Here is a 15,757-nt window from a genome sequence, read left to right on the forward strand (position 1 = left end):
ATCGCCGTCACGTCGGCGTGCGACCGGCCAGGACGAAGGGGGCGCCGCCGGGCGGTGCGGTGCAGCTCAGGCGGTGCAGCTCAGGCGGAGCGCGGGGCGTACATGATCACGGCGACGCCGACGAGGCAGAGCAGGGCGCCGGCGACGTCGAAGCGGTCGGGGCGGAAGCCGTCGACGACCATGCCCCACAGCAGCGAGCCGGCGACGAAGACCCCGCCGTACGCGGCGAGGATCCGGCCGAAGCTCGCGTCCGGCTGCAGGGTCGCGACGGCCCCGTAGAGGCCGAGCGCGACGACGCCGGCGCCGACCCACACCCACCCGCGGTGCTCGCGCAGGCCCTGCCAGACCAGCCAGGCCCCGCCGATCTCGAGCAGCGCCGCGAGGACGAAGAGCGGGACCGACCGAGCGACGTCCACGTCAGGCCCGAGTCACTCGGAGGCGACGAAGGGGTTGGACAGCGTGCCGATGGCGTCGATCTCGATGTCGATCCGCTGGCCGGGGGTGACCCGACCGACGCCGGCCGGGGTGCCGGTGAGGATGACGTCGCCGGGCAGCAGCGTGAAGGACTTGGAGCAGTGGCTGATGAGCGCCGCCACCCCGTGGACCATGTCGGAGCTGTGCCCGTCCTGGGCGACCTCGCCGTCACGCAGGGTGGTGATCGAGACGTCCTGCGGGTCGAGGTCGGTCTCGATCCACGGGCCGAGCGGGCAGAAGGTGTCCATACCCTTGGCCCGCGCCCACTGCCCGTCGCCGCGCTGCAGGTCGCGCGCGGTCACGTCGTTGGCGATCGTGTAGCCGAAGATGACCTTCTTGGCCTCCTCGGGCTCGATGTCCTTGCACATCCGCCCGATGATCACCGCGAGCTCGCCCTCGAAGGAGACCTCCGAGGTGAGCTCCGTCGGGATGACGACCGGGTCGCCCGGGCCCACGACGGCGGTGTTGGGCACGAGGAACATCATCGGCTCGTCGGGCACCGCGTTGCCCATCTCGGCGGCGTGGTCGGCGTAGTTGCGCCCGATCCCGATGATCTTGCTGCGCGGGATGACGGGCGCGAGCAGGCGCACCTCGTCGACCGTCGTGGTCTTCCCGGTCAGCTCGATCCGCTGGTAGAGCGGGTCGCCGCTCACCTCGGCGATCTTCTGGCCGTCTGCGTCGACGAGCCCGTAGACGGGGTCGTCACCTTCGGTGTATCTCGCGATGCGCACGAGGCCACCCTAGGCGACGACGACGCGCGGGGGCACCGGGGCCGGGGGCCCGAGCACAGCACCCGCAGGCAGGTGGCACCGCCGGGACCTACCCTGTTTCGGTGATCGAGACGACCCTGGCGCGCGCGGAGTGGACCGCCCGGGCCCGCGCCCACGAGGCAGCGGTCGACGAGCTGACCGCCGGCCACCGCGAGCGCCGCGGCCGCGGCGAGCGGCACGCGGTCGACGACTTCCTCTTCGAGTACTACGCGCACCGTCCGGCGCAGCTGCGGCGGTGGCACCCCGGGCCGGGTGTGCTCCTCGAGGACGCCGCGGAAGCGTACGCGGGCAGGTCCGGCTACGTCGTCGACGAGAGCGGGTCGGTGCGCCTGGACGTCGACGACCTCGTCGCGCGAAGGGGGCGGACCCTCGCCTTCGTCAGGGACCTGGTCGGCGCGACGTTGTCGCGTCCGGGCACCCACGACTGCTTCGGGTTGCACGAGTGGGCGATGGTCTACCGGCTGCAGCCGGGCGAGCAACGGCACGAGCAGCTCCCCCTTCGCCTCGGTCAGGCGGAGACGGACGCCGTCGTCGAGGGCCACCGGATCCGGTGCAGCCACCACGACGCGTACCGCTTCTTCACCCCGGACGCGGTGGGGCGCAACTCCCTTCGTCCGACGCGGGAGGACCAGGCCGACCACGAGCAGCCGGCCTGCCTGCACGCGGGCATGGACGTCTACAAGTGGTGCTTCAAGCTCGCACCGGCGGTCCCGTCCGGGCTGACGCTCGACGCCTTCCGTCACGCCCTGCGGGTGCGGCGCCTGGACATGCAGGCCTCCCCCTACGACCTGTCCGGCCTCGGGCTCGCCCCGGTCACCATCGAGACGCCCGAGGGCAAGGCGCAGTACGTCGCCCGCCAGCGGGAGCTGATGGTGACGTCGAACTCCCTTCGCCGGCGGCTGCTGGCCGTCACGGACCTGCTGGACCCTGCATTGCCCTAGGGGAATGCCGCCTCCTGGCCCCGGTGGCTGCCACGCTGGGGGCATGGACACGCCCTTGCAGACCCAGCCTCGGCGGTTCTACGACGGCGGGGTCCCCGGTGGGCCCCCGGACCCCACGTCTCCCCCGCTCATCGTCCTCGAGCGCACGCTCGACATGGCGGTCGACGAGTTCCGCATGGTCCGTCGGCTCGGCTACCGCGACCGCGAGCTCGGGCAGCTGCTCGTGCCGGTCGACACGGCAGGCTTCACCACCGACCTGACGTCGGTGCCCTCGATCTTCCTCTGGCTCGTGCCGCGGACCGGCCGGCACCTGCCCGCTGCACTGCTGCACGACGGCCTCGTCCGCGGCGAGTACGCGGCCGCTCCTGGCGTCGACATCGACCGCGAGCACGCGGACCTCGTCTTCCGGTCGGCCATGGCGGACACCGGGACCGGTCTCGTCCGACGGTGGCTCATGTGGACCGCGGTGACGCTCGGCACCTTCTTCCAGGACAGGCACACGCGCTGGCCTGCGGGCGAGCTCTGGCGCTGGCGGATCACCGCCGCGGGCACGCTCCTGCTCACCGCCCTGCTCGGGGTCGTCGCGACCCTGGACCTCTTCGACCTCAGGGTCCCGGTCATCGGCGGCGTCCCGTGGATGGGCGACCGCCCGTGGTGGGTCGAACTGGTCACGGGTGCGATCGGCGCGGTCGTCGTCCCGCTGCTGCTCGGGCTGCTGTGGGGCCGGTTCCGCGCCGCGGGCATGATCGCCGGCGTCGCGCTGGCCCTGCTGCTCCACGTCACGATCGCCGTCGCGGCACTCACCGCCGCCTACCAGCTGGCCGAACGGGTCGTGACGCGCCCGGTGCGGGAGGACTGAGCACCGCGCCCCAGCACGAGCAGACCGAGGTGCAGCTCGAGCCGGTCCCGGCCCCGGGAGAGGTCGAGCCCGGTCACTGCCTCGACCCGGCGCAGCCGGGCGTAGACGCTCTGCCGGTGCAGCCCGAGCCTGCGTGACGTCGCCGCGATCGACCCCGCCTCCTCGAGGTGAATCCACGCGGTCTCGACGAGCTCCGGTGCTGCGGCGAGGAGCTCGGCCACGGCGGGGGTGCGGGCGGCGTCCAGCAGGTCGTCGCCGGCCGTGGTGCCGAGCAGCCGCTCGATGCCGAGCGAGGCCCACGGGTGCACGCGCGCGCCTGCTGGCGGACGATCGCCCTCGGGGGACATCGGACGCACGACGCGAAGGGCGGCGCGCGCCTCCCGCAGCGAGCCGGACACGGCGGTGAGCGGGACGAGCTCCCCCACCCCCGCCACCACGTGCGCGTCGGTGATGCGGCCGAGCGCGGTCAGGGCCGACTCGGCCGCGTCGTGCACCTCGGTCTCCGTGACGGCGGGGACGACGAGGACGAGGTCGCCGGAGCGCTCGGCGACGCCGATGCGGCGGGGCAACCCGCCGGGTCCGTGGACCTCGTCGGCGCGCAGCCGCACCCCGGGCGCCGCGCCGAGGACGACGACGGAGGCGTGGGTGCCCGGGTCGACGGCCAGCTCGTCGGCGAGCTCGCGCGCGGGACCGCTGCGGGCCTGGGGGCCCGCGTCGAGCAGGTCGAGGACCAGTCGCTCGGTCTCCCGACGGCGGGAGGCCAGCCGGGCGAGCTGCTCCCCCGCGCGGTCGGCGACGACCTCCGCGGCCCGCACCCGCTCGGGCGACAGCCCGTCCGGCGGCTCGACCGCCCAGAGGTAGCCCTGGACGACCCCGTGCCAGCGGGCCGGCAGGCACAGGCGGGCGGCCGTGCCCCGCTCGGCGTCGGCGGGGATGCGCACCGGCCCGGTGGCCCGGGCGATGCCGAAGCTCTCGAACCACTCGCGCGTGCGGGGGTGCGCCCCGCGCGACATCACGGTCTCCACCCGCACGCTGTCGGCGTCGTCGGCGTGGGCGGCGAAGGCGAGCAGCCGGAGGCGCCGGTCCTCCAGGGTCACGGGGGCGAGGAGGATCGCGGACGCCTCGTCGACGAGGTCCTGCACATCGGCCATCAGACAAATGTATGCCCGCGGGGGTGCGGGCACCGGCGGCCGTCAGCCGGCCCGGTCCACCTCGTGCGGCGGGACCTCGTTGTGCCGGCGGGCCGCGCGGTCACCGAGGACGCTGAGCGCGTCGACGACCTTCGACCCCAGCTCGAGTCGGGCGCGGGCACCGACCACGTGGTCCGCGTCCCGGCTCATCGACGGGCCGTCCTGCCGACCGTGCGGGAGCAGCCGCGCCACGAGGCCGAGCAAGCGGGAGGTCGTCCCCGGCGCCACCCCGTGGACCCGCCGGCCCACCCAGGTGAGGGGCGTCAGCTCGACCTGCGAGCGCCCGGCGAGCACGGCGTCGACGATCCGTCGGGCGGCTCGTGGCCCGGAGACCGAGAGCAGCGGCACCGAGGCGCCCGGGGCGAACCACGCGTAGTCCTTGGCCGCGTCCCCGACCAACTGCGCGTGCACGTGGCCACCCGTGCGCATCAGGCCCGGGACGATCGTCGTGGCCGTGACGCCGGTGCCGCTGAGCTCCGACCGAAGTCCCTCGGTGAGGGCGGTCGCGCCGAACTTCGCGACGGAGTACGGCAGCAGGTGGGGCACCGCGACGACACCGCCGACGGAGCTCACCACCCCGATCCGGCCCGATCCCGCCGAGAGCATCGTGGGCACGACGGCGAGGCACAGGTGCACCGGGCCCATGAGCATGGTGTCGATCGCGGCCCGGAAGTGGCCGAGCGTCGTCGACTCGAGCGGACCCACCTGGATGATGCCGGCCACGTGGATGGCGACGTCGACGCGGCCCTCGTCGCGGAGCACCCGCCCCACCCAGGCCTCGACGGCCTCGGCGTCGGTCACGTCGCAGACCTCACCTACGAAGGACCCGGTGCCCTGTGCCGACGGTCCGACCCGGCCCTGCGCGACGAGCCGCTCGGCCCGGTCGAGCTCGACTCGGTCGCGGGCGCAGCCGTGGACGCGGTACCCGCGGGCGGCCAGCTCGGCGCTGATGAGCAGGCCGAGCCCGCGCGAGGCTCCGGCGACGAGGGCGACCTGTCGTGTGGGTGGGACCATGCCCCGGCCCTACCCGCCGACCGCCCGCTCATGCCCCGCCGGTGCTGATCAGACAGATGTATGACGGAGCGGACTGCTGCTCAGACATCCGTCGGTGGCGACGACCCCACGCGCGTCCTACCGTCGAGAGCATGACGACCACCCCTGCGCAGACCGACCCGGCCACCGCCGCCTTCGCCCCCTTCGTCGAGGACGCCATCACGCTCGCCGAGCGCTGGTCCGCCGCCGCGGAGGCCGGGGAGACCCGGCGCGAGGCGCAGACGACCGGCCAGCTGGCCGCCCTGCTCTCCGACCACGCCGGCCTCGACCTGGCCGTCTTCTTCGTCGACCGCGTCGCCCGCCCCGAGGACAACACGGTCGCCGCGACCGCGCTCAACCGGATCACCGCGTCCGACGCGTCGTCCTTCCTCGGCACCCTCGACCGCAGCCTCCTCGGCCTCGGCGCCCGCGCGGCCAGGATCGCGCCCCAGGTCGTCGTCCCCGCCGCCCGCGCCCGCATGAAGCAGATGGTCGGCCACCTCATCGTCGACGCCCGCGACCCCAAGCTGGGCAAGCACCTCGCGGCCGCCCGCGAGGACGGGTTCCGCCTCAACATCAACCTGCTCGGGGAGGCCGTCCTCGGTGAGGGCGAGGCCGCGTCCCGCACCGAGCGCACCCGCGAGATCCTCCAGCGTCCCGACGTCGACTACGCCTCGATCAAGGTCTCCTCGCTCGTCAGCCAGATCAGCACCTGGGACACCGCCGGCACCGTCGAGCGCTGCCTGACGCGCCTGCGCCCCCTCTACGAGACCGCCCGCGCGTCGACGCCGCACGCCTTCGTCAACCTCGACATGGAGGAGTACCGCGACCTCGAGATGACGATGGAGGTCTTCATGGCCCTCCTGTCCGAGCCGCAGTTCCACGACCTCGAGGCCGGCATCGTCCTGCAGGCGTACCTGCCCGATGCCCTCCCCGCGCTCGAGCGCCTCATCGAGTTCGCGACCGCGCGCCGCGACGCCGGCGGCGCCCCGATCAAGGTCCGGCTCGTCAAGGGTGCCAACCTCGCCATGGAGCGCGTCGAGGCCGTCCTGCACGGCTGGGAGCAGGCGCCCTACACGACCAAGGCCGACGTCGACGCCAACTACCTGCGCTGCATCGAGCGGGCGTTGCGCCCCGAGCTCGCCGGCGCCCTGCGCCTGGGTGTCGCCTCGCACAACCTCTACGACGTCGCCGCGGCGCACCTGCTCGCGCAGCACCGCGGCGTCCAGGACGCGCTCGACGTGGAGATGCTCCAGGGCATGTCCCCCGCGCAGGCCCGCGCGGTCCGCGACGAGGTCGGCACCGTGATCCTCTACACGCCGGTCGTCGCCCCCAAGGACTTCGACGCCGCCGTGTCCTACCTCGTGCGCCGCCTCGAGGAGACCGCCTCGCCGGAGAACTACCTCCACGCCTCCTTCGCGGACGACCCGGGGGCCATGCCCGACCAGGAGGCGCGCTTCCGGGCCAGCGTCGAGGCCATCGGGTCCACACCCGTCGGGCCGCGTCGCTCCGCCGAGCGCCGGCCGATCGGCGACGTCTTCGCCAACACCCCCGACTCCGACCCGGCGCTGCCCGCCAACCGCGAGTGGGCCGCCCGCGCCGTCGCCGCCTCGCGCCCCGAGCCGACCTCCCCGCACCTCGGCAGCGTCGCCGCCGTCGACGAGGTCGTCGCCACCGGCCGGGACGCGCACGCTGCCTGGGCCGCCCGCCCGGCCGCCGAGCGGGCAGACCTCCTGCGCCGTGCCGCTCGGGAGATCGACGCCCGGCGCGAGGAGCTGCTCGCCGTCATGGCCGCCGAGGCCGGCAAGACGGTCGCCGAGGCCGACCCGGAGATCTCCGAGGCCGCCGACTTCGCCCGCTACTACGCCGACCGCGCGCTCGAGCTGGCCGACGGGGCGATGGCGGACGGCGCGCGCTTCACCCCCTTCGCGCTGACGCTCGTCACGCCGCCGTGGAACTTCCCCGTCGCCATCCCGATCGGCGGCGTCCTCGCCGCGCTCGCCGCCGGGTCCGCCGTCGTCATCAAGCCCGCCCCGCAGACCCCGGTCTGCGTGGAGGCGACCGTCGACGCGCTCCACGCCGCCGGCATCCCCCGCGACGTCCTGCAGGTCGTGCGCACCGAGCAGGACGAGGTCGGCCAGCACCTCGTCTCCCACCCGGGGGTCGACGCGGTCGTCCTCACCGGGGCCAGCGAGACCGCGCGGCTCTTCGCCGGGTGGCGCGCCGGCCGCGAGCACGGCGCCCGTGTCCTGGGTGAGACCTCGGGCAAGAACGCGCTCGTCGTCACCCCGTCCGCCGACCTCGACCTCGCCGTCGCGGATCTCGTCTCGTCCGCCTTCGGCCACGCCGGCCAGAAGTGCTCCGCCGCCTCGCTCGGCATCCTCGTCGGGTCGGTGGCCACCTCCGAGCGCTTCCGCCGCCAGCTCGTCGACGCCGTCGAGTCGATCGCCGTCGGCTGGCCGGTCGACCTCGGCACCCGCATGGGCCCGGTCATCGAGGAGCCGAGCGGCAAGCTGCGCCGCGCGCTCACCACGCTCGAGCCCGGCGAGAGCTGGCTCGTCGAGCCCCGGCAGCTCGACGACACCGGTCGCCTGTGGTCGCCCGGCGTCAAGGACGGCGTGCGCCCCGGCTCCTTCTTCCACCTCACCGAGGTCTTCGGCCCGGTGCTCGGCCTCATGCGCGCCGACTCGCTCGACGAGGCGATCGAGCTGCAGAACGCGACGGACTTCGGTCTCACCGGCGGTCTGCACAGCCTCGACGAGGGGGAGATCGCGCACTGGACCGACGCGGTCGCCGTGGGCAACGCCTACGTCAACCGGCACATCACCGGCGCCATCGTGCGTCGCCAGTCCTTCGGCGGCTGGAAGGCCAGCTCGATCGGCCCCGGCGCCAAGGCGGGTGGCCCCAACTACGTCGCCCAGCTCGGGACGTGGTCGGCCCACGGCCTGCCGACGAAGGGAGGCGCCGTCACCTCCGCGGTCCGTGCGACCGTCGACGCGCAGCTGGCTTCGCTCGGCGAGCGGGTCACCGAGGTCGAGCGGACCTGGCTCGAGGCGGCGGTCGCGAGCGACGCGGCCGCGTGGGCCCAGGAGCTCGGCGTCGAGCACGACGAGAGCGCCCTCGTCGTCGAGAGCAATGTCTTCCGCTACCGGCCGCACCCGCAGGTGCTCGTGCGCGCCGGCGCGCAGACCCGCGTCGTCGAGGTCCTGCGCCTCGTCGCCGCGGCCACCCTGACCGGCGCCCACGTCCTCGTCTCGGCGGACACCGCCGCCGGGCTGCCGAGCAGCATCGGGCACGTGCAGGTCGTCACCGAGACCGACGCCGCCCACCTCGCCCGTGCCTCCCGCGCCGCGGACGCCCGGGTCCGGGCGGTCGGCGGCGTGCCGGCCACGCTCGTCGACGAGCTCGTCGCCGCGGGCGTCGACGTCATCACCGGCGAGGTCCTGGCGACGGGACGACGCGAGCTCCTCCCCTTCGTCCGGGAGCAGGCGGTGAGCACCACCCGTCACCGCTTCGGTCACGTGGCCGGCGCCTGAGCGCCCGCGAGACTCGGGTGATGGGCCCTATCCGACGTGGATAGCGGCCATCACCCGAGTCTCGAGCGCGTCAGCGCACGGGCACCCCGGCCCGCATCAGCCCGTAGGTGACGCCGTCGAGGAGCGCCGACCACGAGGCCTCGACGATGTTGGGCGCGACGCCGACGGTCGTCCACGAGGTGTGCTCGTCGCTGTGCTCGATGAGCACGCGGGTCGTGGCGTCGGTGCCGTGCGCGGCGTCGAGGATGCGCACCTTGTAGTCGATGAGCTCGATGCCCTCGAGCTCGGGGTAGACGACCGACAGCGCCTGCCGCAGTCCCTGGTCGAGCGCGTTGACCGGGCCGTTGCCCTCCCCCGTCGCGACGAGCCGCTGCCCGCCGGCGACGGCCTTGACGGTCGCCTCGGACAGCGCGTCGGCGCCGCCCTTGGCGTCGATCATGATCCGCCAGGACTCGATCTGCGCGTACTCCGGGGCGTCCTCCTCGAGCTCGCGGCGCAGCAGCAGCTCGAAGCTCGCGTCGGCCGCGTCGAAGGTGTACCCCTGCTGCTCGAGTGCCTTGACCCGCGCCAGGACCCGGGTCAGGGCGTCGTCGTCACCGGAGAGGTCGACGCCGAACTCGCGGCTCTTCAGCTCCACGGTCGCGCGCCCGGCCATGTCGGAGACGAGCATGCGCATGTCGTTGCCGACGTCCTTGGGCTCGATGTGCTGGTAGAGGTCGGGATCGACCTTGATCGCGCTCGCGTGCAGCCCGGCCTTGTGCGCGAAGGCTCCCGACCCCACGTACGGCTGCCGGGAGAAGTGCGGGAAGTTGGTCACCTCGCTCACCGCGTGCGCGATGCGGGTCGCGTCCTGGAGGCGGTGCGGCTCGACGAGGTCCACGCCGAGCTTGAGCTGGAGGTTGGCGACGACGGTGATGAGGTCGGCGTTGCCGGTCCGCTCGCCGTAGGCGTTGACCGTGCCCTGCACGTGGTCGGCGCCCGCCTCGACGGCGGCCATGGTGTTGGCGACGGCGCAGCCGGTGTCGTTGTGGCAGTGGACGCCGAGGCGCGCGCCGGTGGCGGCGATGACGTCCGCGACCGCGTCGCGGACCTGCCCCGGCAGCATCCCGCCGTTGGTGTCGCACACCGCGACGACCTCGGCCCCGGCCTCGTGGGCGGCGCGCACGCAGGCCAGCGCGTAGTCGCGGTCGAGGTGGTAGCCGTCGAAGAAGTGCTCGCCGTCGACGATCACCGTGCGGCCCTGCTCGCGCAGGTGGGTCACGGTGTCGGTGATCATCGCGAGGTTCTCCTCGCGGGTGGTCCGCAGCGCACGCTCGACGTGGCCGGGGTGCATCTTGGCCACGAGGGTGATGACCTCGGCGCCCGAGTCGAGCAGCGCCTGCACCTGCGGGTCGCTGGCGGCGGACCCGCCGGCCCGACGGGTGGCGCCGAAGGCCGCGAGGGTCGCGGTGTGCAGCTGCAGCTCGGTGCGCGCGCGGGCGAAGAACTCGGTGTCGTTGGGGTTGGCGCCGGGCCAACCCCCTTCGATGTGGGTGACGCCGAGGTCGTCGAGGTGACGGGCGATCGCCAGCTTGTCGACGACGGACAGGTTGATGCCCTCCTGCTGGGCACCGTCGCGCATGGTCGTGTCGTAGACGTGGAAGCCGTACATGGTGGGTCTCTCGCTCGGGACGAAGGGGAGGCACTCGCCTCCCGCGGCAGTGTGACACCTGCTCGTCGCGCCCGTCCGTGGCTGGGGTGTGCTCCGGACCCGTCTGCGTCTGCCGTTCCCTGCCCGACAAATGCAAAAGACCCCCCGGGTGTGGGAGGTCCGCGCGACGAGCAGGTGGCTCGTCGCGCCTAGATAATGAGCTCGGCCGCGGTGGCAGCCCGGGTCGTCATCTGCAGCATCACCCGATCACCTTGGCACCACCGCCGCGAGGCATCACCCGACGTCCGCATGATGGGATCGCGGTGCCGTCAGGCGAGCCGGGCGAGGAGCCCTTCGAGGGTGACCGCGACGCCGTCCTCGTCGTTGGTCGGCACGCGATCGGTCGCGACGGCCAGCACCTCCTCGTGCGCGTTGGCCACGGCGAAGGAGCGCCCCGCCCACGTGAGCATCGGCAGGTCGTTGGGCATGTCGCCGAAGGCCCAGACGTCGGCCGCGTCGATCCCGAGCTCGGCGCACCACCCGGCGAGCGCAGCCGCCTTGGTCACCCCCGCCGCGGAGATCTCGGCGAGCCCGCCAGCCCCGGAGAAGGCGACGATCGCCCGGTCCCCCACGACCTCGGTGACGACGGCGATGAACTCCTCGTCGCTCAGGTGCGGGTTGCGCGCGAGCAGCTTGCCGACGGAGGCGTCGGTGAGCAGCTCGATCGAGGGCGTCGTCACGAGGTCCTCGGGGTGGTCGTGGATCGCGGCGAACATGCTCTCGGCGGCCAGCCCCGTGTGCCGCTCGGCGGCGAAGCCGGTCCCGGGCAGCTGCTCGCGCAGGTCGTGCACGATCTCGGTGACGACATCGCGCGGGATCGAGCGCACCCCGAAGATCCGCCGCTCCGCGACGTCGTAGCGGAAGGCACCGTTGCCGCAGAGCGCCACGCCGCGAGCCCCAACGACGTGCGCGAGCTCGTCGAGCCAGCGCGGCGGCCGGGCGGTGACCAGGACCGTCTCGAGGCCCGCGTCGGCGACGGCACGAAGGGCGTCGACCGAGCGTCCGGACACGCTCCCGTCACTGCGCAGCAGGGTGCCGTCGAGGTCGGTGGCGATGAGACGAGGGGTCACGTGGATCGGTGGCCGAGGGGGTTCGGCGAGGGTGCCGCTCAGACCAGCCGGGTCATCCAGCCGCGCGTGTCCTCCGCGCGGCCGTACTGGATGTCGAGGAGGGCCTGGCGGATCTTGCGGGTGCACTCCCCGCCCCCTTCGCCGGCCGTGGACGGGGCCGAGCCACCGGCCCAGCGCAGCTCGCCCACGGGGGTGATGACCGCGGCGGTGCCGCACGCGAAGACCTCGGTGATCTCGCCGGAGGCGACGCCCTCGGTCCACTCGTCGATGCCGATGCGCGCCTCCTCGGGGGTCAGGCCGAGGTCGGGAGCGATCGCCAGGATCGAGTCGCGGGTGACGCCCTCGAGGATCGAGCCGGTGAGCGCGGGGGTGCGCAGACGGCCGTCCCTGGTGACGAAGAAGAGGTTCATCCCGCCGAGCTCCTCGATGTACGTCTGCGTCGAGGAGTCGAGGAAGACGACCTGGTCGCAGCCCTGCGCCTGGCCCTCGAGCTGGCCGGCGAGCGAGGAGGCGTAGTTGCCCCCGCACTTGGCGGCGCCGGTGCCGCCCGCGCCGGCGCGCGCGTAGTCACGACTCAGCCAGAGGTTGACCGGCTTGAGGCCGCCCGCGAAGTAGGCACCCGCGGGGCTGGCGATGACCGAGAAGGTCACCTCGTTGGCCGGCCGCACCCCGAGGAAGGCCTCGGAGGCGAACATGAAGGGGCGCAGGTAGAGGCTCATCTCGCCGCTGTCGGCGGCCGGCACCCACGCCTCGTCGATCTCGACGAGCGCCGTGATGGCCCCGATGAAGTCCTCCTCTGGCAGCACCGGCAGCGCGAGTCGCTCGCAGCTACGTGCCATGCGCGCGGCGTTGCGGTCGGGCCGGAAGGTCCACACGGAACCGTCCGCGTGACGGTAGGCCTTCATGCCCTCGAAGACCTCCTGCGCGTAGTGCAGGACGGCCGCCGCCGGGCTGACCTGCAGCGGCCCGAAGGGGCGCACCTCACCGGTGTGCCAGCCCTCCCCCTTCGTCCACGTCGCGGTGACCATGTGGTCGGTGAAGGTGGACCCGAACCCCGGGTTCGCGAGGACCGCCTCGCGCTCGGCGTCGGGAAGGGGGGCTTCGCTGCGGGTGGTCGTGAAGGTCAGCTCAGCGGTCATCGGTGGCACGTCTCCTCGGGGGTCTGGTGTGTTGCAGGCTACCCCCCGGGAGGGAGGCCTCAGAGCCGGCCGGCCACCGCGTCACCGATCGCGCTGGTCGACCGCTCGCCCGAGCGCTCGGCGAGGTCGGCGGCCACGGCCGCCTCGACCCGCTGGGCGTCCTCGGCGAGACCGAGGTGGTCGAGCAGCATCGCGGCGGAGAGGATCGCGGCGGTGGGGTCGGCCTTGCCCTGGCCGGCGATGTCCGGGGCCGAGCCGTGGACCGGCTCGAACATGCTCGGGGCCTCGCGGGTGGGGTTGATGTTGCCGCTCGCGGCCAGGCCGATGCCGCCGGCGACGGCCGCGGCGATGTCGGTGATGATGTCGCCGAAGAGGTTGTCGGTGACGATGACGTCGAAGCGCGCCGGGTCGGTCGCGAGGAAGATCGTCGCGGCGTCGACGTGCTGGTAGGCGGTCTCGACGTCGGGGAACTCCGCGCCGACCTCGTCGACGGTGCGGCGCCACAGGTGGCCGGCGTTGACGAGCACGTTGTGCTTGTGGACGAGCGTCAGGTGCTTGCGCGGCCGGGCCTGGGCGCGGGCAAAGGCGTCGCGGACGACCCGCTCCACGCCGAAGCGGGTGTTGACGCTGACCTCGGTCGCGATCTCGTGCGGGGTGCCGACGCGCAGCGCGCCGCCGTTGCCGACGTACGGGCCCTCGGTGCCCTCGCGGACGACGACGAAGTCGAGCCCCTTGCTCGTCACGTGCTCCGCGAGCGGGCTCTGCACACCCGGGAAGAGCTTGGCCGGGCGCAGGTTGACGTAGTGGTCGAGCGCAAAGCGAAGGGGGAGCAGCACGCCGCGCTCGAGGACACCGGAGGGGACGGTCGGGTCGCCGATGGCGCCGAGCAGGATGCCGTCGTGGCCGCGCAGCTCGTCCACGACGGAGTCGGGCAGGGTCTCGCCGGTGCGGTGCCAGCGGGCGGCGCCCAGGTCGTACTCCGTGGTGCGGATGTCGACCCCGGTGGCGCCGAGGACCTTCAGGCCCTCCGCGACCACCTCGGGGCCGATCCCGTCGCCGCCGATGACGGCGATGTCAAAGCTCTTGGTCTGCGCGTCGGTCATGCGGTCAGGCTATGCGGCCGTCCCGACATGTGAACCTCACGTCCCGCCATGCGGACGTCTCAGTCGACCTTGCGTGCGGCGCCCTTGTCGGCGGACTGAGCGAACTTCGCGAAGATCTTCAGCGCCGGGGAGACGGGACGCTCGCGGTCGACCGGGGCCCACCCCTTCGCGTCCTGCTCGGTGCGGCGGCGGGCGAGCTCCTCGTCGTCGACGAGGAGGTTGACCCGACGACCCGGGATGTCGAACTCGATGACGTCGCCGTCCTTGACCAGGCCGATCGCGCCACCGGAGGCGGCCTCCGGGGAGACGTGGCCGATGGACAGGCCGGACGAGCCGCCGGAGAAGCGCCCGTCGGTGATCAGGGCGCACTTCGGGCCGAGGCCGGTGCCCTTGAGGTAGGAGGTCGGGTAGAGCATCTCCTGCATGCCGGGGCCGCCCTTGGGGCCCTCGTAGCGGATGACGACGACCTCGCCCTCCTGCACCTGCTTGGACAGGATCATCTCGACCGCCGCCTCCTGCGACTCGGCGACGCGTGCCGGGCCGGCGAAGTTCCACTGGTGCTCGGGCACGCCGGCGGTCTTGACGATGCAGCCGTCGGGCGCGAGGTTGCCGTGGAGGACGGCCAGTCCCCCTTCGCTCGTGTAGGCGTGCTCGACGGAGCGGATGCACCCGGTCTCCGCATCCCGGTCGAGGGAGGACCACCGGTTGGTCGACGAGAAGGCCTGCGTCGTGCGCACGCCGCCGGGCGCCGCGTGGAAGAGCTCGGTGGCCTTGGCCGACGTCGCGCCGGAGCGGATGTCCCAGTCGGACAGCCAGGAGTCGAGGTCGCGGCTGTGCACCGAGCGCACGCCCGCGTCGAGCATGCCGCCGCGGTGCAGCTCGCCGAGGATCGCAGGGATGCCGCCGGCACGGTGCACGTCCTCCATGTAGTAGTCGCCGCTGTTGGGCGCGACCTTGACCAGGCACGGGGTGACCCGCGAGAGCGCGTCGATGTCGTGCTGGTCGAAGTCGACCTCCGCCTCCTGCGCCGCTGCGAGCAGGTGGAGGATCGTGTTGGTCGAGCCGCCCATGGCGATGTCCAGGCGCATCGCGTTGGCGAAGGCCGGCTTGGTCGCGATCGAGCGCGGCAGGACCGACTCGTCGTCGCCGTCGTAGTAGTCGCGGCACAGGTCGACGACGAGCTTGCCCGCGTCGAGGAAGAGGTCCCGCCGGGCGCTGGCCGTGGCGAGCGTCGAGCCGTTGCCGGGGAGGGAGAGACCGAGCGCCTCGGTGAGGCAGTTCATCGAGTTGGCGGTGAACATGCCCGAGCAGGACCCGCACGTCGGGCAGGCGGCCTGCTCGATCGCGGTGATCTCCTCGTCGGAGACGTTGTCGTCCACGGCCTTGACCATCGCGTCGACGAGGTCGAGCCGGGTGTACGTCTCGCCGTCGTCACCGATGATCGCCTTGCCGGCCTCCATCGGGCCGCCGGAGACGAAGACCGTCGGGATGTTCAGGCGCAGCGCGGCCAGGAGCATGCCCGGCGTGATCTTGTCGCAGTTGGAGATGCACACGAGCGCGTCGGCGCAGTGCGCGTTCACCATGTACTCGATCGAGTCGGCGATGACCTCGCGGCTCGGCAGCGAGTAGAGCATGCCGTGGTGGCCCATCGCGATGCCGTCGTCGACGGCGATGGTGTTGAACTCCTTGCCCACTCCCCCGGCCTCCTCGATGGCGCCGGCGACGAGCTGGCCCATGTCCTTGAGGTGGACGTGCCCCGGGACGAACTGGGTGAAGGAGTTGGCGATCGCGACGATCGGCTTGCCGAAGTCCCCTTCGCCCATGCCGGTCGCGCGCCAGAGGGCACGGGCACCGGCCATGTTGCGACCGTGGGTGGTGGTTCGGGAACGCAGCTCAGGCATGGCCCCACGGTAGTTCGCCGGTCCGGGCAGTGATACCGCGTCTCACATGCAG

Annotated in this window: 12 protein-coding genes; 3 read left to right on the forward strand and 9 right to left on the reverse strand. The window is 73.1% G+C overall.

Going from position 1 to position 15,757, the window contains the following annotated elements; all coding sequences use genetic code 11:
- Positions 1 to 80: 80 nt before the first annotated feature.
- Together JT1_RS08795 and JT1_RS08800 are read right to left on the reverse strand one after the other, a co-directional pair.
- A complete protein-coding gene (locus JT1_RS08795; RefSeq protein WP_068325197.1) occupies positions 81 to 416 on the reverse strand; it encodes a YnfA family protein in 336 nt (111 codons plus the stop codon).
- 12 nt (positions 417 to 428) lie between these two features.
- A complete protein-coding gene (locus JT1_RS08800) occupies positions 429 to 1,205 on the reverse strand; it encodes a fumarylacetoacetate hydrolase family protein (RefSeq protein ID WP_068325198.1) in 777 nt (258 codons plus the stop codon).
- 101 nt (positions 1,206 to 1,306) lie between these two features.
- On the opposite strand from JT1_RS08800, the gene JT1_RS08805 reads away from it, so the two are divergent.
- Both JT1_RS08805 and JT1_RS08810 read left to right on the forward strand, forming a co-directional pair.
- Entirely contained in the window at positions 1,307 to 2,185 is an 879-nt protein-coding gene (locus tag JT1_RS08805; protein WP_068325199.1) for a 3-methyladenine DNA glycosylase, read from the forward strand.
- 43 nt (positions 2,186 to 2,228) lie between these two features.
- Positions 2,229 to 3,044 (forward strand): DUF1353 domain-containing protein, encoded by an 816-nt coding sequence (locus tag JT1_RS08810; RefSeq protein WP_068325200.1) that lies wholly within the window; start codon positions 2,229 to 2,231, stop codon positions 3,042 to 3,044.
- Here the strand turns inward: JT1_RS08810 and JT1_RS08815 are convergent.
- The gene (locus JT1_RS08815; RefSeq protein ID WP_068325201.1) at positions 2,996 to 4,195 is read right to left on the reverse strand and encodes a PucR family transcriptional regulator; all 1,200 of its coding nucleotides are present in this window, start codon (positions 4,193 to 4,195) and stop codon (positions 2,996 to 2,998) included. The two genes, JT1_RS08810 and JT1_RS08815, sit on opposite strands and share 49 nt — an antisense overlap.
- A gap of 42 nt (positions 4,196 to 4,237) precedes the next feature.
- On the reverse strand, positions 4,238 to 5,248 hold the full coding sequence (locus tag JT1_RS08820; protein WP_068325202.1) for an SDR family NAD(P)-dependent oxidoreductase: 1,011 nt from the start codon (positions 5,246 to 5,248) through the stop codon (positions 4,238 to 4,240).
- A gap of 131 nt (positions 5,249 to 5,379) precedes the next feature.
- Here JT1_RS08820 and JT1_RS08825 point away from each other — a divergent pair, with 131 nt between their 5' ends.
- Positions 5,380 to 8,802 carry a bifunctional proline dehydrogenase/L-glutamate gamma-semialdehyde dehydrogenase gene (locus tag JT1_RS08825; protein ID WP_068325203.1) on the forward strand — a complete coding sequence of 1,141 codons (3,423 nt, stop codon included), beginning with the start codon at positions 5,380 to 5,382 and terminating at the stop codon, positions 8,800 to 8,802.
- 70 nt (positions 8,803 to 8,872) lie between these two features.
- On the opposite strand, the gene cimA is transcribed toward JT1_RS08825, so the two are convergent.
- From cimA to ilvD, 5 genes are all read right to left on the reverse strand, one after another.
- The gene (gene cimA / locus JT1_RS08830) at positions 8,873 to 10,453 is read right to left on the reverse strand and encodes a citramalate synthase (protein WP_068325204.1); all 1,581 of its coding nucleotides are present in this window, start codon (positions 10,451 to 10,453) and stop codon (positions 8,873 to 8,875) included.
- Between the two features lie 308 nt (positions 10,454 to 10,761).
- On the reverse strand, positions 10,762 to 11,562 hold the full coding sequence (locus JT1_RS08835) for an HAD family hydrolase (protein WP_068325205.1): 801 nt from the start codon (positions 11,560 to 11,562) through the stop codon (positions 10,762 to 10,764).
- Positions 11,563 to 11,600: 38 nt separating this feature from the next.
- Positions 11,601 to 12,701: a branched-chain amino acid aminotransferase gene (locus tag JT1_RS08840; protein ID WP_068325206.1), complete on the reverse strand. Its 1,101-nt coding sequence runs from the start codon at positions 12,699 to 12,701 to the stop codon at positions 11,601 to 11,603.
- A 59-nt stretch (positions 12,702 to 12,760) separates the two neighbouring features.
- Positions 12,761 to 13,804 carry a 3-isopropylmalate dehydrogenase gene (locus tag JT1_RS08845; protein WP_068325207.1) on the reverse strand — a complete coding sequence of 348 codons (1,044 nt, stop codon included), beginning with the start codon at positions 13,802 to 13,804 and terminating at the stop codon, positions 12,761 to 12,763.
- Between the two features lie 59 nt (positions 13,805 to 13,863).
- Positions 13,864 to 15,705, reverse strand: coding sequence for a dihydroxy-acid dehydratase (gene ilvD, locus JT1_RS08850; RefSeq protein WP_082807553.1), 1,842 nt, complete (start codon positions 15,703 to 15,705; stop codon positions 13,864 to 13,866).
- Positions 15,706 to 15,757 lie beyond the last annotated feature (52 nt).

This window comes from Janibacter terrae NBRC 107853 (assembly GCF_001591405.1).
GTDB classification, from domain to species: Bacteria; Actinomycetota; Actinomycetes; order Actinomycetales; family Dermatophilaceae; genus Janibacter; species Janibacter terrae.